Source organism: Vibrio sp. 661, assembly GCF_033339315.1.
Lineage (GTDB): Bacteria > Pseudomonadota > Gammaproteobacteria > Enterobacterales > Vibrionaceae > Vibrio > Vibrio alginolyticus.
In genome coordinates this window covers 20,060-44,952 of the sequence record NZ_JAWOUJ010000016.1, presented here as the reverse complement: position 1 = coordinate 44,952, position 24,893 = coordinate 20,060, and the positions used below count along the sequence as shown (strand labels likewise).

Annotated in this window: 18 protein-coding genes and 1 pseudogene; 11 read left to right on the top strand and 8 right to left on the bottom strand. The window is 44.3% G+C overall.

Annotation, left to right across the window (positions count from 1 at the left end; translation table 11 throughout):
• The first annotated feature begins 82 nt into the window (after positions 1–82).
• Complete coding sequence (locus R7P69_RS20185) at positions 83–2,218, top strand: TonB-dependent siderophore receptor (protein ID WP_104979271.1); 2,136 nt, start codon at positions 83–85, stop codon at positions 2,216–2,218.
• A gap of 91 nt (positions 2,219–2,309) precedes the next feature.
• Here R7P69_RS20185 and R7P69_RS20180 read toward each other — a convergent pair whose 3' ends face one another.
• Positions 2,310–2,996, bottom strand: a complete 687-nt coding sequence (locus R7P69_RS20180; protein WP_238951955.1) for a response regulator — start codon at positions 2,994–2,996, stop codon at positions 2,310–2,312.
• Positions 2,993–4,612, bottom strand: a complete 1,620-nt coding sequence (locus R7P69_RS20175; protein WP_053306993.1) for a sensor histidine kinase — start codon at positions 4,610–4,612, stop codon at positions 2,993–2,995. Before R7P69_RS20175 ends, R7P69_RS20180 begins: the two co-directional genes overlap by 4 nt.
• Before the next feature lie 476 nt (positions 4,613–5,088).
• Between R7P69_RS20175 and R7P69_RS20170 the strand changes: the two genes are divergently transcribed.
• The 5 genes from R7P69_RS20170 to R7P69_RS20150 all read left to right on the top strand — a co-directional run bounded on the left by R7P69_RS20170 (position 5,089) and on the right by R7P69_RS20150 (position 10,183).
• Entirely contained in the window at positions 5,089–5,316 is a 228-nt protein-coding gene (locus tag R7P69_RS20170; RefSeq protein ID WP_005377125.1) for a hypothetical protein, read from the top strand.
• A gap of 130 nt (positions 5,317–5,446) precedes the next feature.
• The gene (locus R7P69_RS20165) at positions 5,447–6,862 is read left to right on the top strand and encodes a TolC family protein (RefSeq protein ID WP_005387166.1); all 1,416 of its coding nucleotides are present in this window, start codon (positions 5,447–5,449) and stop codon (positions 6,860–6,862) included.
• Positions 6,863–6,865: 3 nt separating this feature from the next.
• Positions 6,866–7,846 (top strand): HlyD family secretion protein, encoded by a 981-nt coding sequence (locus R7P69_RS20160; protein WP_206949659.1) that lies wholly within the window; start codon positions 6,866–6,868, stop codon positions 7,844–7,846.
• 22 nt (positions 7,847–7,868) lie between these two features.
• Positions 7,869–9,035: an ABC transporter permease gene (locus R7P69_RS20155; RefSeq protein WP_225452410.1), complete on the top strand. Its 1,167-nt coding sequence runs from the start codon at positions 7,869–7,871 to the stop codon at positions 9,033–9,035.
• Entirely contained in the window at positions 9,032–10,183 is a 1,152-nt protein-coding gene (locus tag R7P69_RS20150) for an ABC transporter permease (protein ID WP_047009844.1), read from the top strand. The genes R7P69_RS20155 and R7P69_RS20150 overlap by 4 nt, the downstream gene beginning before the upstream one ends.
• Before the next feature lie 287 nt (positions 10,184–10,470).
• Here the strand turns inward: R7P69_RS20150 and R7P69_RS20145 are convergent, their stop codons facing one another.
• From R7P69_RS20145 to aspT, 6 genes and pseudogenes are all read right to left on the bottom strand, one after another.
• Positions 10,471–11,379, bottom strand: a complete 909-nt coding sequence (locus tag R7P69_RS20145) for a LysR family transcriptional regulator (RefSeq protein ID WP_017821360.1) — start codon at positions 11,377–11,379, stop codon at positions 10,471–10,473.
• Positions 11,380–11,521: 142 nt separating this feature from the next.
• Positions 11,522–11,950, bottom strand: coding sequence for a hypothetical protein (locus tag R7P69_RS20140; RefSeq protein ID WP_238951957.1), 429 nt, complete (start codon positions 11,948–11,950; stop codon positions 11,522–11,524).
• Between the two features lie 17 nt (positions 11,951–11,967).
• Positions 11,968–13,137, bottom strand: a complete 1,170-nt coding sequence (locus tag R7P69_RS20135) for a patatin-like phospholipase family protein (RefSeq protein WP_158156557.1) — start codon at positions 13,135–13,137, stop codon at positions 11,968–11,970.
• 210 nt (positions 13,138–13,347) lie between these two features.
• Positions 13,348–14,205: a pyridoxal kinase PdxY gene (gene pdxY / locus R7P69_RS20130; RefSeq protein WP_213906138.1), complete on the bottom strand. Its 858-nt coding sequence runs from the start codon at positions 14,203–14,205 to the stop codon at positions 13,348–13,350.
• 125 nt (positions 14,206–14,330) lie between these two features.
• Positions 14,331–15,926: pseudogene (locus R7P69_RS20125) on the bottom strand (bifunctional aspartate transaminase/aspartate 4-decarboxylase).
• Positions 15,927–16,021: 95 nt separating this feature from the next.
• On the bottom strand, positions 16,022–17,737 hold the full coding sequence (gene aspT / locus R7P69_RS20120) for an aspartate-alanine antiporter (RefSeq protein WP_005377107.1): 1,716 nt from the start codon (positions 17,735–17,737) through the stop codon (positions 16,022–16,024).
• Between the two features lie 426 nt (positions 17,738–18,163).
• Between aspT and R7P69_RS20115 the strand changes: the two genes are divergently transcribed.
• From R7P69_RS20115 to R7P69_RS20095, 5 genes are all read left to right on the top strand, one after another.
• Positions 18,164–18,376, top strand: coding sequence for a DUF1656 domain-containing protein (locus tag R7P69_RS20115; protein ID WP_005377106.1), 213 nt, complete (start codon positions 18,164–18,166; stop codon positions 18,374–18,376).
• 10 nt (positions 18,377–18,386) lie between these two features.
• Complete coding sequence (locus tag R7P69_RS20110; RefSeq protein WP_005377105.1) at positions 18,387–19,250, top strand: HlyD family secretion protein; 864 nt, start codon at positions 18,387–18,389, stop codon at positions 19,248–19,250.
• Positions 19,251–19,263: 13 nt separating this feature from the next.
• Positions 19,264–20,619, top strand: coding sequence for an FUSC family protein (locus R7P69_RS20105; protein WP_318121668.1), 1,356 nt, complete (start codon positions 19,264–19,266; stop codon positions 20,617–20,619).
• 302 nt (positions 20,620–20,921) lie between these two features.
• Complete coding sequence (locus tag R7P69_RS20100; RefSeq protein ID WP_238951958.1) at positions 20,922–22,577, top strand: hypothetical protein; 1,656 nt, start codon at positions 20,922–20,924, stop codon at positions 22,575–22,577.
• A 209-nt stretch (positions 22,578–22,786) separates the two neighbouring features.
• A complete protein-coding gene (locus tag R7P69_RS20095) occupies positions 22,787–24,826 on the top strand; it encodes a carboxylesterase family protein (protein ID WP_238951959.1) in 2,040 nt (679 codons plus the stop codon).
• Positions 24,827–24,893 lie beyond the last annotated feature (67 nt).

Sequence of the window (24,893 nt, the reverse complement as noted above, 5' to 3'; positions counted from 1 at the left end):
TTAACTTTTCCTATTTCTTTGAATATAGAATACAAATAACAATCATTATCAATAAATAGAAAAAGTAGTGGAATTTATAAATATGGAAAGTCCGATTCGATTTCATCGTTCAGCGGTTGCTATCGTCGTATCCGCATTGCTCGCTGGCCACGCCAATGCGACTGAGAGCGTATTCCAACACGAAACGATTACGGTGCTAGGAGAAACATACCGAAACACCGCAACTAAAACCGTTTTAGAACCGGAGGAAACACCGCAAGCGATCACGGTAATCACTAAAGATGACATGGACCTACGCGGCGTAAACTCGGTGAGCGAAGCATTGCGTTATGCGCCTGGCGTAAATACAGAATTGCGTGGTGGTGCCGTTTCCCGACTTGACCTATTCAATATTCGTGGTTTTATTAACTACACCAACTTTTATGATGGTCTTCCTTTGCTGTACAACGGTTGGAACCTTCAACCGCAGGTCGATTCCGTTGCTCTTGAGCAAATCGAGGTTTTTAAAGGGCCAACGTCTGTTCTTTACGGCAATATTCCACCAGGAGGTATGGTCAACATTATCGCCAAGGCGCCTCAGTCAACACCCTCGCACTCTGTCTCGATTAGTACAGGGACTAACAGCCTAAAAGAACTGACGTTCGACACCACAGGACAAATTGGTGATTCTAATGTGGATTACCGTATCGTCGGCCTGGCAAAACAGCGAGATGGTCAAGCCGATACGTCTGAAGATGAACGTTATGTACTCGCCCCATCTTTCAATTGGCAAGCGACAGAAAGCACATTAGTGAACGTGAATGTTTACTATCAAAATGATCCATCAGCAGGTATCTACACGACTGTGCCTGCGTCTGGCTCAGTGATTAAAAACCCACTTGGCTCGATGTCACCAAGCACTTATTTGGGGGATGAGGACTGGAACACTTACGAACGCGAAGTTCTGATGATGGGTTACAAAGTCCAACACGACTTTAACAACAATTGGCAATTTCTACAGAATGCCCGCTACATGACCGCCGATGCCTATCAGGAAAACACATATAACGGTGCACTTGAAGCGGATAACCGTACCGTTGGTCGAAATGCCTATTTAACCGATGAAAAGTCCAAATCCTTTGTGATTGACAACCAACTATCTGGCTACGTTAAAACAGGAAATTTTGAACATAACTTATTGTTCGGGCTTGATTATCAGTATCTAGATTCAGATGTAAAATACAAAGACACGCTTGGGTATTCGCTAACTCAGGACATTTTTAATCCTGACCACAACAGCATTGATCGTAATGCACTGAATTTCCAATACAAACAAAACTTAGATATCAAAACGAAGCAGATTGGCGTTTATTTCCAAGATCAAGTTCGTTACGACCAACTTGTAATGATTGCAGGTCTTCGTTGGGATAAATACGATTCAAATACAGACGCCGTTAGCGATTATCTAGGAGCAGTATCCAACAGCAAGGAAGAGTTAGACGATACCAACGTATCTTTCCGAGTCGGTGGTTTGTATGAGCTAGACTTTGGTCTCTCGCCATATCTTACTTACTCGGAAAGTTTTGAGCCAATTGCGGGTGCCGACTCTTCTGGTAAAGCATTTGAGCCATCAACCGGTCATCAATGGGAGTTAGGCTTTAAATACGCCCCATTATCTGGTGATATCTCAGGTAACTTAGCACTCTTCCATATTACGAAGAAAAACGCGATCTTGACCGATCCGAATAATCCATATGCACCGAACTATCAAGCGGGCGAAGTGGTATCACAAGGTATTGAACTTGAGGCAAAATGGCAAGCCACAGCACAAGCTGATTTCACTCTAGGCTATACATATACCGATATGGAGATTACCGAGGACAGTTATTACAACCAAGAAGGTAAAACGCCGGTTTGGGTACCTGAGCAAACGGCCTCTCTATGGGCCAATTACTTCTTTGAAGGAAATCTTTCAGGCCTTCGTACCAGTGCTGGCGTTCGCTATGTCGGAGAAGCACAAATTGATGCACAGAATAGTCAAAAAGTACCGGACTACACCTTGTTTGATTTAGCAGCAAGTTACGATTTCTCAACGGTATCTGAATCAATGAAAGGGGCTAGCGTCACGCTTTCTGCAAGCAATCTATTCGATAAAGAATACTATTCTTGTTACGACAAAAATAACTGTTGGTTTGGCGCTGAGCGCTCTATCGAAGCGAAGTTAGAATACAACTTCTAACCTCTTAGAACGGAACAGCAGTAATTTGTAAAGCGATGGTTTCTACAACAAGCCATCGCTTTTTATTTTGCATAGAGCATCAATATAAACGCTACCGTGTCACTTTTTTATAGCACCTTTCTGGCCTACCAACAGAGCCATAGTTTAAATCAGCCTCTAGTTCACCAGTGCTGATAAGATACTCCAAATAGCGCCTCGCCGTTGTTCGGCTCGCGCCGATCTTTTCGCCTGCCTCATCAGCGGTCAGCACACTGCCACTTGGGAACAACTCTCTGATCTTGTCTAGGGTTACACCATCAATCCCTTTTGGTAATCGGTTCGGCAAGTTGTCTTGATTGGCGTGAGACTGCAGCATTTTATCAACGAGGTTCTGATCCAAACTCTCTACGATGTCTAGTTGTTGGCGTTGGGACACATACTTTTTCAGTGCGGCATCTAAGCGTGGAAACATCACTGGTTTTAACAGGTAATCGACAACGCCACCCCTCATCGCCTGTTGTAATGTATCGACATCCCTTGCGGCTGTAATCAAAATGACATCACACGTTTGGTTACTTGCACGCAGTGTATTTAGTATCTCAAGCCCTGTGCCATCGGGAAGATAGACATCCATCAATAGTAAATCTGGCTTAAGAATGTCGAGTTGCATTTCTGCTTCCATTCTCGTGGTCGCAATTCCAATCACTTCCAAACCTGTCAGTTGGCTTAAGTATTTGTGGTGCAGCTCAGCAATAGCCAGATCATCTTCAATGATCATTACGCGAGTCGCCATACTCATAATTGTTCTTCCTTGGGTAAGTACACCGTTATTCTTGTCCCATAATTTGTATTGGGTATCATCTCAACATGGCCGTGATATCGAGTAGCAAGCTGATTGACAAGGTGTAACCCAACACCTCGATTTTGACGAGATTTCGTCGAAACGCCTTTTGTAAATAATGTTTGTGGATCCATTGTTTTTGGGAGGCCACAGCCATGATCTATCACCTCAAGTATCACTTCATTTCCGTAATCGCTAACGGACACATCAATATTTCTGCGTTCTGACGCAACATTTGATTCATCGCGAATTGAAGTTAACGTGGCATCGAAAGCGTTATCAATCAAATTACCCAAAATTGTGACTAGGTCTTCCGAATTTAGCCACTCAGGCAGGGGCTCCAGACGACTGCCTTCCTCAACCACCAGTTGTAAGCCTAACTCGCGAGCACGTTCAGTTTTTCCAAGCAACATACCTGCAATTAGCGGGTCTTTAACGGTATCTCTTAAAAACTCAATCATTGCCTGATAGTGTGCGGTTTCTTGTCCAATTAACTTTTGCACCGCATCAAGTTCACCCATTTGTACTAGCCCACTAATGGTGTTGAGCTTATTTCGATGCTCATGGGTTTGCGAACGTAACAAATCTGCATACTCCTTGGTTTGTGATAGCTGCTCGGTTAGATCATTGATTTCATCCCTTAAACGGAAACTCGATACCGCCCCCACGATTTTTCCATCAACATAAATTGGAGAGCGATTTGCAATCAGGCGCTTATGATTAAGGAATATTTCAATATCATGATCTTCCTGCCCGCTTTCTAACACTGTATATAGATCGCTATCACGCAGCGTATCAGTCAAAGGTTTATTGAGCGCTGATTCTCTATCAATACCGAGAATCTGGCAGGCACTACGATTTATCGAGCGAAGTATCCCTTGGGCATCAATGCTTAACACGCCCTCTTTGATGGTGCTCATCGTCACTTCTAATTCGCCGTACAACCGCCCTATCTCTTCAGGTTCAAAGCCTAAAATGGCGCGCTGAAACTTTCTCGACGCATAATTAGATACAATGGCATTAGCGACGACAACTACGATGACCATTAAAATCAAAAAGGCCAAAAATGGTTCGATGCGGTCTTGCAGTCGGTCGAGCAAATAGCCAACTGAAACCACACCAATAATGTTCCCTTGCTCGTCAAAAATCGCAGCTTTACCACGAACTGAATAACCTAACGAGCCCTGTGCCGTCGAAACATAAGACAACCCCTGTTCTAGCGCTCGACGATTGTCGCCACCTCTCATTGGCTTGCCCAACCGCTCATCAACAGGGTGGATTAAGCGTACTCCCTTATGGTCGCCAATAACGATGAATGCAGCACCTATGGCTTCGGTTAATTCTCTAAAGCGAAGTTGGTATGGCTGGGGGTTTTGGGTTTCGATCATTTCACGAACAACCGCTGAGTCCGCTAAAAAACGGGCAACACCCAGTGCTTTTTCTCCCATTTCTTGCTCTTGATTGATTTTGAGATAAGTGAACCCCGCGGCGACAAGCAATAACAGCTCTATCAACCCCGATAGCGTCATGATAATGAGCATCCGCTTACGAAAGCTGATGGTTTTCCAACTCATTGATACATCCTTGTGATTCACTCTTGAGCGTAACGTTAACACTCAGTTAACAGCATGACGTTGTCGCGGTGATAAATCTGTGAGGAAGGCAAACAAACCGCAGAGTTTACGGTTAATTAATCGACGAGCTGAAACATAAAATTACAACCATTCACCAAATTTAGCATTCCTCTCTGATACTCAATTCCATACATAAATTGCCCTTAAAATCATGATCGCGATCACATCGATTTTAGCGGTTTTTGAGGCGTTTTTAGACTTTACAACGTATAATTTTTAATCAACGAAACCAATGAGAGTTTCGGTTTGAAAGCAGTGAAGCTGGAAGTCTATTAAAAGCTCAACATTGATGTCAGTGGTTTGGACAAAAATAAAACAAAACACAAATACTGACTACATGACAAACACTTAGACACCATCTGAAAACTGGAAAACTATAAACAGAGGTGCATTTATAGTTAGAAGGAACACCAAACATGGAACGCGATACCTTTGGAATATGCCTGAATAAGGCGATGCTGTCAGAGAATATGTATTCAACATTTACACACGTCAGGGCTTATGAAAAAAACGGAGGCGGTACTTCTGATCTCAAAGTCCTGTTATCGTTCCCTCAAATGAGTGGAAAAGATCTATTGAATACGATGCGAGGTTCTCGTCAGCTCGAGTGGAGAGCGGAGTTTCACTGTCCATATACGAAATAAATTTGTAACATCTCCCGCGCCCAGCACAAATATAACTGGGCGCATACTACTGCCCAATTTTCCCTCCTACTTAACACGCAGTTACGAATCCTTTATATTAGAGCTAATACTCTACGACAAAGCAGCCATTATGAAAAAAACAGGAAAGTTTTGGATACTGGGCTTACTTAGCAGCTCGATTTCCCTTGCCTGTCATGCGGCACCGATCACTTTTGATACCGCATGGCAGCTATTGCTAGAAAACAACTATTCTCTTAAAGCTCAACGCTCAAACGTCGAGAACTACCAATACCAAGAGAGTGCCACCAGCAATCTCAACTTACCTCAAGTTACCATTGGCGCGAATTACACGCGTTTAGATACCGATATCACGCTTTCGGGAAAACAGATCCTAGACAGCACAGGAGCACACATTAACGTACCTCCTGCTTTTCAGCCTATTTTTGGTGCCTTAGCTAATACCACTTCGACCATAACCGAGCGCGATATTTTCTCTTCGTCTATTCGTGCCATTTGGCCAATTTTTACTGGTGGTAGAATTTCTGCGGCTCAATCAGCAGCAGAAGGCAAAACGGATGAGGCGAAAAGTCAGCTTTTAATGGAACAACAAGCGCGTTTTGAAGATTTATCGAAGTACTACTTTTCTGTCGTACTGGCAAAGGAAGTACTCGCAACGCGGCAAGCGGTTGAAGCTGGGCTAAAAAAGCATCGAGATTTTGCCATTAAGCTTGAAGAGCAAGGACAAATCGCGCACGTTGAGCGCCTGCAAGCCGAGGCTTCTTTAGATAAAGCATCTGTAGAAACACGTAAAGCAGCCAGCGATTTGAGTATCGCTCAGGCTGCATTAGGTAAATTACTCGCGCAAGATGATGCCGTAGAGCCCGCTGAATCTTTGTTTATCAACGACAGTCTTCCCCCTCTTACTGCTTTTGTCGATCAAACGTTGCTTACCTATCCGGGGTTAGAGCTTCTGAGCGCTAAACACAAACAAGCCTCTAGCTTAATCAAAGCAGAAAAAGGGAAATACTACCCTGAAGTTTATCTTTACGGCGACTACAGCTTGTATGAAGACGATTCTCTCGCAAGCCAAATGAAGCCTGACTGGTTAGTTGGTGTTGGTGTCAGCATTCCACTGATTGAATCATCAGGGCGAAGCGAAAAAGTCAAAGCCGCTCAAAGCGTCGTCTCGCAGGTCGACTCATTAAAGTCCCAAGCCAAACAAGACTTATCGCTGTTAGTCCAAAAGACATACTTGGAGGCTCAGCAAGCCATTGATGAAGTACAAGGGCTCGCATCTAGCATTGAACTCGCTAACGAAAACCTGCGCTTGCGTGAAAAAGCATTTACTCAGGGTCTGTCGTCTTCTCTGGATGTTGTGGATGCACAACTTTATGTCGCGAGTATAGAAACACAACGTTCAGCGGCGCGTTTCCGCTATTTAATATCTTTAACCAAGCTACTCGCATTGAGCAGTGAAATGAACAGCTTCGAACAATATCAAAATACCGCTTATATCCCTGCTTCAACATCCAAAGAGGTGAAATAAATCATGGCAGCTAAATCACTAAAACCCGTTTTACTCTCACTTTGTGCTTTGGGTGTTGCCTCTTGGGTTGGGTATCAATTTTACCAAGCCTATCAACCGGAACCGATCCGCTTACAGGGATTAATTGAAGCCCAGCAATACAGTATTTCCTCAAAAGTTCCAGGGCGTATTGATGAGGTCATGGTACGTAAAGGCGACGATGTAGAGAAAGGTCAGCTTATTTTTACCCTTCATAGTCCTGAAATTGAAGCGAAGTTAGAACAAGCAAAAGCAGGTGAAAAAGCGGCGGACGCCTTAGCTCAAGAAGCTGAGAAAGGCGCACGTGAGCAACAAATCCAAGCAGCAAAAGATCAGTGGATGAAAGCCAAAGCCGCTGCGAATTTAATGGAAAAAACCTACAATCGTGTAAATAACCTTTATAACGATGGCGTGGTTGCAGAACAAAAGCGCGATGAGGCTTTAACGCAGTGGCAAGCAGCGAAATACACAGAAAGTGCCGCGTTTCAAATGTACGAAATGGCAAAAGAAGGCGCTAGAAGTGAAACCAAAGTGGCTGCGGCGGAAAAAGCGCGCATGGCATCAGGTGCCGTAGCCGAAGTAGAAGCGTACGCGAAAGATACTCAGATCTACAGCTGGTTCGACGGCGAAGTCTCTCAAGTTCTACTTCAAAGTGGTGAATTAGCACCTCAGGGCTTCCCAGTAGTTACTGTGATAGATACAGAAGATGCCTGGGCGACACTGAATGTGCGTGAAGATTACCTTCAACACTTTACAAAAGGAGCAACCTTTGATGCCTATTTGCCTGCCTTAAACAAAAATGTTGAGTTCAAAGTAACGCATGTTGCCGTTATGGGTGACTTTGCAACGTGGAGAGCAACCGATGCTTCTCAAGGTTTTGATCTTCGTACCTTTGAAGTAGAAGCTCGTCCAGCTCAACCCGAACCTGAACTGCGTATGGGAATGAGTGTTGTCGTTGAACTTTAATCACAACCACTAGGTTAATGCTATGACGATTAAGATTTCACAGCGGCATATCTTACGACGAGACAAGTGGTTGCTTTCGTGCCTTACTTGGATACCGATTTTGCTCGCGATGATGATTTGGGGTGTGTTCTCTGCGGGCATTGCCCGGGATCTACCAATCGGTGTGGTTGATCTACAACATTCCCAACTTTCTCGAAAGCTCATTCAATCTTTGGATGCGTCGTCGAGTCTGGCTGTTAACTATCACTACACCAGTGCAAGCGAAGCAAAAAATGCGATGATTGAAGGCGATATCTACGCTTACGCGGTCATCCCATCTAAGTTCGACCAAGATATTCTCCAGCACCGCCAACCTCAACTTTCTGTCTTTTACAACAGTCAGTACATTTTGGTAGCGAAACTGATCAACTCTGCCGTTGCGCAAGCACAAGGCTATTTCGACGCTCAGGTTGAAGTAATGGGAAACTTGGCTAAGGGTAACACCACAACGTTAGCAGCGGCTGGACAGGCTGTACCCGTGTCGACACAAATAACCGCATTATTTAACCGTAACAATAACTACGCACAATTTTTGGTAACGGCTATCGTGCCAGCCATTTGGCAAATATGTATTGTAGTAAGCACTATTTTGATTCTTGCCGCGCACTTTCGCATTTATGGTGGAAAGAATGGCTTTGCATTTTTGGGCGAAAAGCCATACGCCAGGCTCACTACCCTATTAAGTCAGTACATTCCGGTCTTTATGGCGCAAGGTGCGTTGTTCTTGTACTGGTTTTATTCTGTGCTTGATTGGCCAATGGAAGGCAGTTTTGTGGTTATGCTACTAGCACAATTGGCGACGGTTATCGCCTGTATCATTATGGGAGCGTTGTTCTTCTTCTTGTCGATGGATCCTGCACGTGCGATGAGTTTTGCTGGCGCGTTTACGGCTCCAAGTTTCGCGTTCATGGGAATTACATTCCCAGTTTCTGACATGAACACGCTCGCTTATGCATGGCGTTCATTATTGCCGATTACCCATTACATTGAAGTACAAGTGAGTCAAGCAAGCTATGGAGCATCGGCCGCGCAATCTTTAAGCTCGCTATGGCCTATGATTGGTTACGTTATGCCTCTGCTCATTACCGCAGCCTTGATGGGTAAACATCGAACAGCTTCATCAACACGCCAAGCGAAGGAGGCGGTATGACATTGTGGCAACTGATTAAAGCGGAACTTAAGGCCGTTCTAACCAATCCAGTCGTTACGTTGACCGTGTTTGGTGGTGTCGTATTTTACTCGTTTTTATACCCTTTGCCTTATGCACAACAAACGCCTCGTGAACAACCAATCGCGATTGTTAATCTAGATGGTAGTCAGACGAGTTTAAAGCTGGAACGTATGGTTGATGCCACCCCACAAGTCAACGTAGTCACTCGACTTCATACGATTGCCGATGCAAAGCAAGCATTTTTACAACGAGAGATCACCGGTTTTTTAGTCATACCAGAACACTTTTACAAAGACCTAATGCTAGGTAAAAGCCCGACTCTGGCCTACGCTGCGGACGCCTCGTATTTTCTCGTGTACGGAACCGTGGTAGAAGGATTGGCCCAAGCGGGAGGCACATTAGGGGCCCAAGTGAAAGTCAGTAAAATGGTGATAGATGGTGTGCCCATGAGTATGGCTAGCCATAATTACTCAGCTATTAAGCTTAACATGAAACCGACGTTCAACCCAACCATGGGTTACATCGAATACGTAGTGCCGGCAGTATTTGTTCTGATTTTACAACAAACGTTGATCATGGCGGTTGGATTGCAAACGGGAACACAGCGTCATGGTCGTGGCTATTGGTCACAAGTATCAACGGGATCGCTGCTGCTTGTGAGAACGTTAGTATTTGTGGCAATTTATTATTTACTCGGAGCCTATTATTTTGGTTTTAGCTTCGAACGCTTAAACGTAAACCATATCGCCAACGCGGGCGAATTGCTGGCTATGTTGTTACCGTTCTTTTTAGGTTGTTGCGGACTAGGCTTCTGGCTAGGTTACTTATTACCTCGGCGTGAACTTGTCACCTTAGTCGTCCTAGTGAGCTCTATGCCGCTCATTTTCTTGGCTGGTTTTATTTGGCCGATTGAAGCCATACCTACTCCCTTATTATGGATTGCTGATTTAAGCCCAAGCACTTGGGCGATCAAAGCTTTCTTAGCGCTAAACCAAATGGGGGCAACCTGGCAACAAGTCGCTCCACATTGGACGGCGCTTTGGGCACTCACCGTGCTTTGGGGTAGCGTTGCGTACTGGATTGCTAAGCGAAGTAACAAGCCAGTTGTAACAGAGAGCTTGGGGTGACAGCTGACATTTTCTATTACTATAAAAAAAGCCGGGTAACTAAACCCGGCTGAAAATCTGCGTCCTTGCAGCGGACATATGGTAAAAACACTTTTTGCTCTGGGCTTACCCATTGAGCGAGATTAGATTAAGCCAAAAAGTATGGACTCCATACTCTCATATAGAGGGTTATATCCTTCCAATAGACATTAGCTCTTCGCTAGAAAGATAACGTTTTTCAGACACAAAAAAACAAGACTCACATTGAGTCTTGTTGTTGATAGGGATGAGCAAGATACATGTCGCCGCTAAGTCATATCGCGGATTATTTTCTCTCGGTATTCTGTAACGACCTTCATGATTGAATTTTTTACATCACCGACTTGCTTAGAGGGTTGGCACCATAGGCCAAAACCAAACTTAAAACCTTCCAATAATTCAGAAGCTTCCACTGGCTCTATATGATTATTAGAAAACTCCGAATGGGCAAACGTTCTGGGGAGAATCGCCCATCCTAAACCTGCTTCAACCATTTTCACTACTAGGGCCAATTGGTCGACCTCTTCATGGTTCGAACTTACGATGACTTTTTCGCCCATTCCCTCTTCAATAAGAGAACGCAGTACAAATTGTTTACTATTCCTCAAGGCTGTCAATACTCGATCTGGTGCCACAGAAGCGAGTTCACCACCTTTCTGGACGAAAGGAACAAATTCAAAATGACCTAAAAACGTCGCATCCAGACTATGTATTGCTCGACTATCATGCACATTGACAATACCGAATTGATACTCACCATTCTGTAAACCCTCTTTAATTTCGTTGCGATTACGAACAAGAAAGTTAACTCGCATCATCGGAAAATCTGCCGCTAATTGAATACGAAGCAATACAAGAAAACGGTGTGGTATAGCGCTTGAATAGGCGATACTAACATTCTCTAACCCACCGTAAGCCAGACTTAATGCGACTTTATCGAAAGTACGTGCTTGTTCGATGGTTTGCTTAGCATAGTGGTAAAGAAGATGACCATCTTCTGTCGGTTCTACCGAGCGCCCCACTCGCTCAAACAGGTTGACCGCCAGTTGATCTTCAAGATTGGTAATCACCTGCCCTATTGTGGTTCGGTGCTTATTGAGTTTGACCGCCGCCTTACTAAACGAAAGCTGTTCATAAACGGTTACGAACGCGAGAAGTTGTTCAAAACTAAAATTCATAGGTTGTGCTTACTTTTTAGAGTTATCTAATTAAATTACCACAAGATCGTAGAATTGCTACTTGGTAACGGAAACAATCTGCGTTTGAATTCCTTCTCGACGACACAAAAAAACCTACTAGCTTCAGTAGGTTTTCTCTCACTTAGTTGTACTCAACGACACGAGCTAAATAGTTGAATTCTCCTGAGTCACCATGGTAATCGCGGTAGACATCGACACTGAAATATTTAGGTTGATCAGCGTAAATGTGGTCAACGACTTTTTGCTCAAGTGACTCCAACGTTTCACCGACCTGAGCGTACACGAACTGCTTGTTCACTTTTTCCAATTTACGTTGTTTCGCTTCTTTGTGTGACACATAGTTGTTGATCTCTTCCCACTTTCCCACGAACTCGACCGCCACGTAACTCGAGTTCTCGTCAATCATGATAAAGGCTGCACCTTCTTCTTTGATTGCAGACAGTTGCTGCATATCACTATCCACTTTTTGCTGGTCAAGATGGGCTCCACTTTGGGCGAATGCAGTCGCGGAAGCGGTAAGCATCATGAGTGTAAGAACGGCTTTTTTCATTGTATCGTTTTCCTGTATTAAGGGAGTTCAGTTACCCAAAGTTGCCCTTGGGTGGCTTTTTTGAATCCATATTCGTAAATCGTCAGCAAGTAGCGGTGATCGAACATATCTTTCGTTACTTTGGCGTATCTGAAATCTTGATCAATGTAGGTAAACTGCATCTCGATATCGTTGATTTCACTGATGTATTTCATTCGATAGAGATCACCACGAGTTTGCGCTAGCGTAAGGCTTGAGACACTTTTCGATACCAAGTCCAAACCTTTGTCTTTTAGTGGACGATACGGCGCTTTTAACGCACCATTGCGAATCACATCCAACTGAGGCGCTTTTTCTAACCCCAAAGCATCTGAGATTTGTTGATAGTTGAAGTTAGACGGATTAAAGAACACCTGCGCTGCGAGACCACCATCTACGTGTAACTCCTCAAGAGTTTCTCCATCATGTTCAACATCGATAAATTGTGGAGGGAAAACACCAGGGATCGATGCGCTCGCAGCAAGCACCTTGTAAATCAGTTCAGATTTGTCCGCCAAATCACTGTTCGCAATCGCACCAATATTCCAAATCACCAGTTCGCCTGAATCAAAATGGGTACTGCCAATAAAGAGGCGTTTACCATTGCGGTGTTGCTGCGCCATCGCCTCGATCATGGGCTCAGGGTAAGCGTCTGCGATGAAATCATAGAGATTCTCACCATCGGTAAACGCGTCCTTAAACAGGGTATTTAAGAAGTTCTTCTTACCCAAAATATTCTTATCATTGATGTTGAGCATGACTTCTTTCATCTTTGGCATCGCATCACCGCCAATGAAAACAAAAGGAGCGATTAGGGCACCCGCACTGACTCCAGTAATGATGGCATAATCTTTTAGCTCCCCCTTTTCCTGCAGCCCCATCAAAACGCCGGCACCGTATGCGCCGTTTACGCCACCACCCGATAAGGCCAAAATATTGAGCTGTTCACCCTCTACTTTGATCGGTGTGGTTTGATTGTGCGACGAGTAGAGAAAATCCGGAGCTTCATTGGCCCACATTCGAAGTGGCTCATTTGGTGTCGAACTCGCGATCTCGACATCTTTATAGTTGCTTTGAGAAACACGAACATCCAGCGTATGGGGTGAACTACAAGCTACTATCAGCAGCGAAAGTACAACCGTCACACCAGAGGAAATTAAACGATTCATAATCAGTCTCATTTAATGTTCTCTGGCGTATGACCAGAGACTCAGTTTGAAGTTAATTGGGTCAAAATGAAGTCCGTTTCGTTGTGTGGAGTTACTATAGCTAGGCACGGCTAAACCCCATAATCGCGATGGTAGGATGCTATCCATCAAAGCAATTATGCCAAGTTTCTATATGCTAACTTTACGCTTCTCCGTTAATTAGGTACTGCGCTAAGCAATTTTCACGACGTTGAACTCATGCGTCGGTTCGACAAATTCGTATTGGGCATTGATCGTCTGTAGCTCCCATGTACCATAGCCTTTGGTGATCTCCAATACACCGTAAACGGCGTTATGTGTATGACGAAAGGCTGCGACAGGAGACATCTTCTTCACCAAACAAGAGGTAAAAATCGCAGAAATTAAATCACCGACACCGACTGGCTGCATAGCAAATTCAACACTAGGGCGTTGGGCCAAATAGCTTGCTTTCGGCGTCGCTAAAATCATACTGAAGGCGTCATCTGTTAGAGCATGCAGATGTTTCACCAATACCATTTTCGGTCCTAACTCTAAGGCTTTTTTACATGCAGTGACCACATCATAAAGAGAGTCAATTTTCACACCTGTTAACTCGCTCAGTTCAAACTGGTTAGGAACAATCACATCAGCGATGGGCAACAAGCTATGGCTTATCGCTTCTTTGACACCGTCTGCCACAATGCAACCTTTGTCTGGATCACCCATAACTGGGTCACACACATAAAGTGCACTATGGTTACGCGATTTGACTAAACTTACCGCTTCGGCCACCGCTCGACATTGCTCTGCGCTGCCTTGATAACCGGACAGTATCGCGCCACATTCGCCTAACTTCTCAATGTTATCTAAGCCTCTCATTAGAGAATGAATTTCATCTGCCCCAAACTTCTGTCCAGTCCAACCTTGCTGGTACTGAGTGTGATTTGAAAACTGAACCGTGTGAATTGGCCAGACTTCGAGGCCCATTCTCTGCATCGGGAAGACGGCAGAACTGTTTCCTGCGTGGCCATAAACCACATGAGATTGAATAGAAATAATGCTTTTCATAAGTCACTCTTAATTGAGAAGTTTGTTAGCTTGGCGACTAAATAAACACAATATTGCGCACTGTGCTTATTTGGTCGGAATAGCCTCGACAACGCCGAGGCTTATTCTTAATCAGGTTGGATTCATTAGCCTTTGAACTCAGCAAAGTACTCATCCAACACTTTGCGTGTTGCACGACCGATAAGCTCGTATTCGTGGTGAGTAAGGTTTGCTAGCGAAACTCGAACTGATGCATGCACTACATCGAAGCCTTGGCCTGGAAGTAGGATAACGCCGGTTTCATGTGCAAGGCGGAACAGGAAGTCTTTGCCTTTCTCGCTCGCTTTGAACCATTCAACGAATGCTGGTCCGTACAATTTGCCGCCCAGAGTGTCGAGCTCAAGCAGTGTGTAGTAGTCCACACGATCTTTGTTTTCTTCAATTTCTACACCCATGTTTTTGTACAGAGTTTTGTAACGCTCGCGGATGATGCGTTTACATGCTTCTTTGTAGTTTTGTTCCGAGTCCATCAAGCAGTTCAAAGAGAACAGCGCCATTTGAACTTGTTGAGGAAGAGACAAACCTGCTGTGTGGTTAAGCGCTACGCTGCGGCTGTCTGCTACGATACGGTCAATAAACTTAATCTCACGAGGTTCCGGAGTCAGTGTTTTGTAACGATCGTCCAACTCAAGTTGACGCGCTTCAGGAAGGCTGCGCATTGCATCGTCAAACACGTTGTTGTGTTGAATCGCAATCGAGCCTAAACGCCAGCCTGTTGCACCGAAGTACTTAGAGAACGAGTAAACACAAAGCGTGTTGTATGGAAGTTTCGCGAACAGTGAGACAAAGTCGTCCGCAAATGTGCCGTATACATCGTCAGTCACAATGAACAGGTCGCTACGTTCGTTGTTCACGAAGTTTGATAGGTTATCCAGAGTTTCATCCGAGAACTTCACAGACGCTGGGTTTGCTGGGTTAACAACACAAAGCAGTTTGATGCCTGTATCTGCAAGCTTTTCGATTTCAGACATCGGCAGTTGCCATGTTGTCTCATCCAGACGTAGTTCAACGATTTCCAGTTCGTATTCACTCAGTTCTGGAATCTCTAGGTACGGCGTAAAGATTGGAGTGATTAGCGCAACCTTGTCACCTTTCTTCAATAAACCGTTGTTGAACATAGTTTGGAACGTGTACGTCATAGACGCTGTGCCGCCTTCCGTTGCAAACAGATCGAAGTCTGTTGTCATTGGCATCGGGCCGTACATCTCTTCTGCGATGTACTGCTTCACAACCTTTTCGATGTTCGTCAACATGCGTGGTGGCACTGGGTAGTTACATGCAAGGTATGCGTTAACCAGCTCATTCAAGAAAGCTTGTTTCTCTAGACCCAAACGGTCTTTTGCGTAGCTCAGCGACTTTTCCAAGAACTGTACGCCTTGGTCTTGTTTATTCTTGCTTGCAAACGTATCGAAGCGCTCAACAATGCCCACACCATCTGGAATGCCACCGAAACCGCCATCTAGGTATGAATAAGTGCGCTCGGCTTCCAATATTGCGAACTCACCCAAACGAATGAACGCTTTACGTGGTAGTGTCGCAAGAAAATTAGGATTACCACGACCTGCATCTAATAACGCGCGGTCAGGAACAGTTTGTGCCACTTCAATAAGTTTATCTTTTAATTCAAATGGGCTTAAATCTGCAAATTTTTAAAAATCAATTGTTGTATTTGGCGTAGTCATAATATTTACCTGAATTTATTATTTAGTGAAATTTGGATAATACTTTCCCTACCGCCTATTTAATTAGGCGATAAGCGTGTTCGAATTTATTTAAATTACATGCCTGCGTTTAAAGTAATAATGCCGACAATAATAGGACCCCATAGGGTGAGCAGTACATTGGCGACAGCATAAGTCACGGTGAATGAGAATACTGGCGTTGCGTTACCTGTTTTTTCCATTAAAGCCGCGAATGCTGGGTTCGCACTTCGTCCACCTGTCACACAGCCAAGTGCTTCAACCGGGTTCTTAATCTTCAATACAAAATATGAGAAGAAGAACGAAATAATCTGAGGGATAATCGTTACACCCATGCCAAGGAACAACAGAGACATACCGTGTTCTTTGATGGTGTCGACCGCTTGAGGCCCAGCCTCAAGGCCAACAATGCCTACAAATGCTGCCAAACCGAAATCTCGAATAAAGTTCGCGGCACCCACAGGAAACTGAGCAACATGCGGATTGCGGCTACGCAACCAACCGACGATCAAACCTGAGATCAAACAACCTGCACCAGAACCGATAGTGACGGGAATACCAGCAATCTTAAAACTGATTAGACCAATTAATAGGCCCACCACCATGCCCATACCAAGCACGATTAAGTCAGTCACGTTTGCTGAGCCCATTCGCTGACCAATGTTTTTCTCAACGCGATTGATATCTTTTGCGGTACCTGTAAGCTGGATGACGTCGTTTTTCTTCACCACAAGATCCGGCGTCATTTCAATTGAGTTGCCTTCACGAATATAGTCTGTCACATAAATACCGCGCATAGAGCCTTGGTTCGAAGCCTCTTTAATCTCTTGCAGCGACTTACCAATCAGTTTGCGGTTGTCTGCGATCAGTTGACGGTTTTCTTCAATAACTTCATAGCCTTCTGGAAGTGCAATCTCGTTGTCAGCCAAACCATCTTGCAGCTTATGTACCGCATTACGACGACCAGTTACAACAATGACATCCCCTTCTTTCAGTGCTGTGAATTTGTCCACTTCTAGCACTTTGCCATCACGTTGAATCAATTCAATACAAGCAGCTAGAGCGTGTTGGTTTAACTGAGCTAAGGTTTTGCCTGCTAGCCCACCATCTTTGCTCACTTTAAATGCTCGTGTAACCAGCGCTGTGATAGCGTTGAACTCACCCGGCGCTAAATCACGCTTACCATTTGAATTTTTCTCTTCTAGCGCAATCGCTTCTGCTCGGATATCCCACTTCATCAGTGTTGGGAATACCCATGTCACCATCAGAATTGGACCAAGCGAACCAAAGATGTACGTAACCGCGTAGCCTACTGCGACGTTGGTCTGCATTAGGTGCTTCGCTTCTTCTGTCACACCACCAAGACGTGCGATCGCATCACCCGCTGTACCGATGATTGCCGATTGAGTCAAACCACCAGCTGCAAGGCCTGCTGCCGTACCTCTGTCTAGATCAAACATCCAAGCTGCTGCTAGTACACAAAGCAGGCCAGAAACCGTCATCACTACAGCAGAAAGTAGAATGTTGATGGTTCTAAAGTTCAATGCTTTAAAGAACTGCGCACCACCTTGATACCCTACTGCGTAAATAAAGAGCGCAAAGAAAATGCTTTTTACGCCGGGATCAATATGAACACCAAATTGCCCAATAATTACACCCATTAATAATGTTCCCGCAACACCGCCAAGAACAAATCGACCAATGGTAATTTTACCTACCATATAACCGAGAGAGAGCGTAATAAAGAGAGCAACAAATGGTGCCATGTCAAAAAGGTTAGAAATAATTTCCATGACAATTTTACTCTTACTAATAAATATAAAACTCAAATAATCTAACGAATAATCTGTCACTCATATTTGTTGGATTATTTAATTTAAAAAGCATCTCGTTTGCTTCGAAGCGAATATTAGAAACAAAACCTCACAACTCGTAATCCCATTTGAAGGATGAAACCATCACTTCGCATATTCAAACGCAAACATTGAACAATAATTGTCGAAAATTTAATAACTTAGTGGTCTGAAATGAACATCAAATAAATTGGAAAATAAATTTATTTTTATTTTCACTGTCCAAAAAGCTACTTTGTTGCGCTATTCCCTCTATATAGCGCATAACACCTTTCTCTTGATGGATTAGATCCTACAAAAGCGATTATCACTGATGCCATCACTTGCCTTATCTTTACATTCATCAAGTTAATAGAGAAAAACACCATGAACTCAATGCCACATGAACTTGTGTGGGGCGAAGTTTACTTCCCTCCCTTGTTGCTGGTTATTGCATTGGCTTACATGCTCACCATTTTGGTTGGAACCGTTGCAACAAAACTGGGACTCCACAAATACGTTGCATTTCCTGCGCTCGCTGAGCTAAGCCTAATTGTGATTTTTACTGGCGTTATTGGTCGATTCATTACCATATTTTGAGGCAAATTCCGTGATAAAACGTTATCTCATCACACTGCTATTACTGTGTTCCGCTGGCACCGTGATTTTCAGCTACTACCAATCATACTCTGACAACCCTTGGACTAGAGATGGCCAAGTTAGCGCGCACATCGTTTCTATAACCCCCCGCGTAACAGGACAAATCATCCAAGTCTACGTCGAAGACAATTCGCAAGTGAAACAAGGCGATTTGCTGTTTGAGATTGACCCAAGCATCTATAAAGCGGCGTACCACAAAGCGCTAGCAGCTCAAAAGCAAGCCATTGCATTACTAGCAAAGGCCAAAAATGAAGAGCAGCGAGCACTTAAGTTAGAAAAGCGCACACCTGGCGCTGTACCTGTACTGACATTGAATAACCTAGACAATGCGGTGGAGACAGCCGTTGCCAACGTAGAACTCGCGAAAGCCAATGTTGAAGAAGCCAAGCTAAACCTTGATTACACAAAAGTTTATGCGCCAACGAATGGTTATATCACTAATTTGAACTTACGCGTCGGCTCTCAAGTCGTCGCTAACTCCCCAGTCGTGGCTTTGATTGATGAAGACAGCTTTTGGATCGAAGGATATTTCAAAGAAACGGATTTAGTTGGCGTTGATCCACAAGATAAAGCCTACGTGACCTTAATGATGCACAATGAAGCTGTGCTGGAAGGCAAAATCAAAAGCATTGGCTACGGCATTGCGAAGCAAGATGGTAGTACTGGTAACGATCTTTTGCCCAATGTGAACCCTAACTTTCAGTGGATACGCTTAGCTCAACGCATTCCAATTAAAGTTAAATTAGATCACTTACCGAAAGATTTTCAACTACGTGTTGGTATGACGGCCTCTATCAAAATCATCAAACAATAATGCGGTGGAATGTATGTTTAATGCCTCAACCAAAGAAGCAATCAAAGCTGCGCTGTCTATCGTTATCGCGATCTGCCTTGCCTTATGGTTTCAATGGGAGAAACCGTATTGGGCAGCGATCGCAGTCGCGGTAATGGCATTAAATGAAAGCTTCGCTCACTCAATAAACAAAGGTCATAATCGCTTATTAGGAACCCTCCTTGGCATCGGTTATGCCTTTTTCCTCATCACGACGTTTTCTCAAGATCGCTTTTTGTTTCTCACCTTCTTCACCTTGTTTTTAGGTGCGTGCATTTTTATGTCGAGCGACGAAAAGTATGGTTATGTGTTCTCTATCGGTTTTGCTGTGTGCTCCATCATCGCATGTATGGGAGGATTTGATAGTCAAGCAACGTTCCACTTCGCTGTTCTTCGCATGCAAGAGACGATTCTTGGTGTGATCACGTTTTCTGTTGTGTACCGATTAGTCTGGCCAGTCAGTACAGAACAAAACTTCATTCAACGTTTTGAGACCAGCAGAGAGGCGATGCTTAACGCTATGAAATCGCCCAATGATATAGATATTGAAGCTCTTGAGACCAACAGCGCCAACATAGAAAAGTTGTTCCAACTGGTCGGCTTACCACTTACTGGCAGCTACCACTTGAAAGAACATCGTCAGCTATGGCGTGCGCGTTTAAATGAGATGGCACAAATCCAAGACCGATTGCTAGAACAAGCAGATAAATCGCAAAGTCGTGAGATCGATTGGCCAACGCTAACGCAGCAACTTCAAAGCTTTGATATTAGAAATCCAAGTACTTCGCTCATTGGTCACGTTGCTTGTGTCATGCAAAGAGAGAAAAACACAGTTTGGCATCACGAGCATCGAACGTATATCCAGCATTTGAATGAAGACGGCAGAAAGGTATTGCAAGGTGTATCCATGTTCGTCACTTCTTTGTTGATCTGGATTTATCTGCCCGTACCCGGAGGTTTCATTTTTCCGATGCTAGCTGGCGTGTTCTCTTCAATCGTTCCTACTATGCCACCAAGCATTATTAAAGATGCATTTTTTGGTGTGATAGGCACTGGCACGGTGATTCTATTGCAATACATTTTCCTAATGCCAATGATGACCGAGCTTTGGCAGCTTGGGCTATTCTACTTCATCAACATCATCGTAATTTGGAAGATATTTTCCACACCAAAGCTGATGGTACACAGAATTCTAGGTATTAACTTATTGGTTGTCTTGACATCAGGAGCGCTCAATTTAACCCCAGCATATCGAATTGAAACGCCCTTGCTGATGCTGGTAAACATTATGATCATTTTGATGATTGCCAAGTTGTTTACTGATCTGTTTCGTGTTCGCGTTACGGTCTAAGCGTCAGCTCCGTACTTGAAACTAAAGCCCTGCATTGCTTCTGCTATGCGGGGCTGTTTGTTTGTGAGCTAGCCATTATTCTTTCGTAACCCATAAAGCGAGGATAGTATCCATCAAAAGCGATTAACGGTATTTCTCTAGCCCCCATAAAATCCTCTCATTGATTTACGAAATGCAATTTAAAACGCCGCATTCACAACGTCAATCACAGCAAACACATCTATTTAACTGAACAAGAAGTTCAGTGACACATTAACTGTCTGAGTCTCGAAGGTTTGAGACTATTCAGAGTGGAAACTGTCATGAGTTTTTTTGAATTACGCGCCGGCAAGACGTCTTCTCTTACTGTGCTCGCGAGCGCACTAATGCTTACTACCCCCACTTTTGGCTTCGCCGCTGAAGAGACGACGACCTACAACGAAGTAATCGAGCAAGGCCGAGCACTGTTCGACAAATACGGTATCAGTCATGATTTACCAAAACTGGCCATCAGCTCTCTAGTTCAAGGCGAGCATTTGGTCGAGCATGCCCACCGAAGTGTTAAAATCGGTGATAGCGTTCGCGATTCGTCCGTCTACTTGGTCAAGAACACCGATAACAAAGGCAACATTGATCTGCGTATCAAGTACAACCCTGAACAACTCGATGAAAATGAAAAAGTACTTGATGAGATCGAAGCTTTCACACGAACAGAATACCGCCTTCGAAACTACGCGGAGAGTTTTGATCCGTCATCAGTAAGAGCCAAAGAGGATCAGAATGGTAATGTGATCATCAGTTTTAATTACTCAAAATACGGTCTTCCTCAAGATATCGCCTACTTTCGCTTTTTAAGCGTTGATATTGAGTTGGTTAATGGTGAACCGAAACGTATGGTCATTACCAACGATAAACCGTTCACACATCACAACTACCAAGTGGATTCTTACGATCAAGAGATCCTCTTCCAGAAGTTAACATCAGGCAAAATTGCGATTGCCAGTAAAAACACCAAGATAGTTGGTTCAAAGAAAAATAAACCCCTCGAAATGATGAGCAGCGTAAAACCGGTAGCGATTTATGAAGATAAGCTTGGCGTGCAAGTACTAGACGAAAAACACTTGAATGAGGTCTCTGATCCACGCATGCAAGAAGCCAGTGTTAAGCTAGACCGCGTTTTTCCTTTAATGGGTGATATGGTTCGTCGTCAAGGTATCGATTTGCCTCTGCCGTTTGGTGTATCGCTAGCGTATCGAAATCAAGATATGAATATTCCATTTAATGATTTCACGATTGAAGGCATCGGCCTTAATGAATTGTTTGATCCAGAAGACAGTGTCGGCATCGTGAGTGCTGAGAGCATGACGCTTCGTGGCGATGTAAACATCCTGCCATTTTGGAATGTATTTGGTTACATCGGAAAAGTTAATGTCGATGCCAATGTTGATGCCGCCTACACGGGTGAAGGTGGCCAGTACATAAAAGATAAGCTGAACGATAAACTGCCAGGATTAGGTGATAAGTTTTGCGATGGTTTATCTGCACTTTGTAGTCGCGGACGCCTAGACGTGCCGCTGCATTTGGAATATGACCTTCGTGGTATAGGTACAACCCTTTCGGTTGGCTATAAAGAATTCTTTGCTTCTGTCACTGGTACCTATTCGCAAACTCGCTTAAAGGGCTTAGATGATTGGGGCGATGGTATTGTTACTGTACAGCCGATGTTGGGTTATCAACTTGTCGATTATCGCACGCAGTTCTTTGTCGGAGCAGAATATCAAGGACTGGACGCTCGAATGGACGGGCATGTAAAAAGTGGTGATATCGAATTCGATTACGACATTGGTGTAGATCTTAATCAATGGGCGTTTTTGACTGGTTTCAATAAGCAAATCGGCAAAAACTACAACCTGACCTTTCTCTATAACAAAGGGGAAACTCGAGAGTCAGTAACCTTAAATCTTGGTTACCGTTTCTAGCTCTCATAAAGAGCCCGCCCCTAGACGATGGTAGGACTGCATCCTACAAAGGCGATTACTGAAACTGTCGCCGATGTCCTACCATTTGAGCCATCAATACAACAAGCCATCCAACCATTCACGGATTAATGCCAAAGCGTCAGGACGTCGCTTGTTAGATGCCGTTTAACATTTTCGGTGTACGCACCAAATGACTTTTGGACATAACAATGACTTTACTCAATCGCTCAACTTTAGCCATTACCATCACTCTTGCCTTAGCAGCTTGCAGTGATGACTCTGGTAAACCTAGCGTTCCTAACGGCCCGAAGCCACTACAACCGTTACCGCCAGAGCAAATCGCTTTGGAAATTGGTGATGCGACCATTCAAGCGACCAAAGAGTCCCTTGTCATCACGCCTCTTGATGCGGATGAAAAACTGGCAGCGGTAGAGGCGTTCAAAGGTATCCAGTTTGCGCAAGCAGACCGCTTTCAGCACAGCATTGCGGTCCCACTTGAAGGCGATATTGATGCGACTCAGTTCGGTGATGCGTGTCCGCAATTAAAAACCACGACACAAACGCAATCAGAAAATTGTTTGAACCTAAACATTTGGCGACCTGCCGGGACAGAAGCGTACGCAGATTTGCCAGTTTATGTCTTTATTCACGGTGGAGACTTTGAATACGGCGCAGGCTCAGAACCGCTGATTCATGGTGATATGGTGGTTGCGCAAGGTGCTGACGATGGTAACCCGTTTATTGCTGTTACTTTTAACTATCGTTTGGGCTTGCTGGGCAGTGTTTGGGTCGATGGTTTGGACAACTCAGAGGGTGGTAACTTTGGCCTAGGCGATCAAAAACACGCGCTTGAATGGGTTCAACAAAACATAGAGGCATTCGGCGGCAATCCGCAAAACGTGACACTCATGGGGCAAGGTGCGGGTGCCATGTCGGTGGGAATTTTACAGCAATCAAAAGGCGATGCTGCAATCGCAGGTGAGCACTTTCAGCGTGCCATCATGCAAAGCAACGCGTACGGCTTTGAATATAAAAGTTACGATGTTGCCAAGAGCCAAAGGCCAGAGCAAAGTGTTGAAGATCTAACGCTACTACCACTTGAAGAGGTCATGAAGGTACAGAGCGAGATGCTTGATCCTATTCAACGTCTTAAGAACTGGGTACTGACCGCTGCGAATATTCCGGTTATAAGTCCAACACGAGACAACAGCCCATTAGCTACGTTGATGCCATTTGCGCCTTACATCGAGCATCGCCCACCAGCGTTTCTAGTGAAAGAAGTACCAGGCTATCACTTTACTGAACAAGCGATTGAGAGTGAATGGATCGTACCGACGGTAATTGGCTCAAACAGTGCAGAAAGCAATACTCTAGGCATGCTGCCGAGCCTGACATTTTTGATCCCAACTATTATTGAAATCTTGAGCCAAGAAGCGCCAGAAATCATTGAAAGTGGTGACGAAAACTTAATCGTCGAATACATGGTGGAGTGGCTAGAATCGGAAACGAACTTAAACCGTTTACGCACCGAATATCGTTCATTACTCAACGATTCAGCTTCGATTGAACTCGATCTTTCTGACTTATTGGAACTGCTGCCTAGCACCGCTTATGAGGCGATGACTAAGTTGTTCTTCGGTTTGGGGAACTCCGATTCAACAACGGAGTTACTTGCTCTGGCTGACTTCTTCCCCAACGATGAAAGCGAACTAAATGGTGCGACCAAAAACATGCAGCAATTCAAAACCACGTTGCATGATTTGCTCTTCACGGGTCCAAACCGTCATAAAGTTTCAACTGAAGAAGCAACAGGGGCAACGCCAAGCTTCTACTACTTTGACTACAAACCTGGATTCAACGTATGGACTTACAATACCAAAGGTGAAAATGGCGATCTCGACGTTGGCGATTTACTCAAAAGCATCAGTTGTATTGTCGGCGCTTGCAATGCATCGGAATTACCATTTGTGTTTAATAAAGCATTAAAGCTTGATGGTTCAAGTGTTCGTCCAGGTAGCAAAGACAAAGCAATGATGAACGAGCTCTCTCGTATGTGGTTTAGCGAACGTTTATTTGAGGACTTCCAATACAACAGCGCGACTGACCGAGTATTGCTGATCGATAACGATGGCGGTATTCAATCCACACAAGACTGGGACAATGCTCATCACTCAGGCATCGATCCAAAACTGCGCCAAGGTCGCCTCAACGGTCTCGAGGAACTTGGGCTGATTCTGAGTCACATGTAACGTTATCTTCAGTCACTAATAGCTCGTTACCAAATACCTAAAAGCCAGTTCACTGGCTTTTTTCATC

Coding starts and splice junctions, on each gene's coding strand:
- R7P69_RS20155 (WP_225452410.1), top strand. CDS start 7,869: ATGACGATTAAGATTTCACAGCGGCATATCTTACGACGAGACAAGTGG.
- R7P69_RS20165 (WP_005387166.1), top strand. CDS start 5,447: ATGAAAAAAACAGGAAAGTTTTGGATACTGGGCTTACTTAGCAGCTCG.
- R7P69_RS20185 (WP_104979271.1), top strand. CDS start 83: ATGGAAAGTCCGATTCGATTTCATCGTTCAGCGGTTGCTATCGTCGTA.
- R7P69_RS20140 (WP_238951957.1), bottom strand. CDS start 11,950: ATGAAAAAAGCCGTTCTTACACTCATGATGCTTACCGCTTCCGCGACT.
- pdxY (WP_213906138.1), bottom strand. CDS start 14,205: ATGAAAAGCATTATTTCTATTCAATCTCATGTGGTTTATGGCCACGCA.
- R7P69_RS20095 (WP_238951959.1), top strand. CDS start 22,787: ATGACTTTACTCAATCGCTCAACTTTAGCCATTACCATCACTCTTGCC.
- R7P69_RS20175 (WP_053306993.1), bottom strand. CDS start 4,612: ATGAGTTGGAAAACCATCAGCTTTCGTAAGCGGATGCTCATTATCATG.
- R7P69_RS20150 (WP_047009844.1), top strand. CDS start 9,032: ATGACATTGTGGCAACTGATTAAAGCGGAACTTAAGGCCGTTCTAACC.
- R7P69_RS20160 (WP_206949659.1), top strand. CDS start 6,866: ATGGCAGCTAAATCACTAAAACCCGTTTTACTCTCACTTTGTGCTTTG.
- aspT (WP_005377107.1), bottom strand. CDS start 17,737: ATGGAAATTATTTCTAACCTTTTTGACATGGCACCATTTGTTGCTCTC.
- R7P69_RS20115 (WP_005377106.1), top strand. CDS start 18,164: ATGAACTCAATGCCACATGAACTTGTGTGGGGCGAAGTTTACTTCCCT.
- R7P69_RS20100 (WP_238951958.1), top strand. CDS start 20,922: ATGAGTTTTTTTGAATTACGCGCCGGCAAGACGTCTTCTCTTACTGTG.
- R7P69_RS20180 (WP_238951955.1), bottom strand. CDS start 2,996: ATGAGTATGGCGACTCGCGTAATGATCATTGAAGATGATCTGGCTATT.
- R7P69_RS20145 (WP_017821360.1), bottom strand. CDS start 11,379: ATGAATTTTAGTTTTGAACAACTTCTCGCGTTCGTAACCGTTTATGAA.
- R7P69_RS20105 (WP_318121668.1), top strand. CDS start 19,264: ATGTTTAATGCCTCAACCAAAGAAGCAATCAAAGCTGCGCTGTCTATC.
- R7P69_RS20135 (WP_158156557.1), bottom strand. CDS start 13,137: ATGAATCGTTTAATTTCCTCTGGTGTGACGGTTGTACTTTCGCTGCTG.
- R7P69_RS20170 (WP_005377125.1), top strand. CDS start 5,089: ATGGAACGCGATACCTTTGGAATATGCCTGAATAAGGCGATGCTGTCA.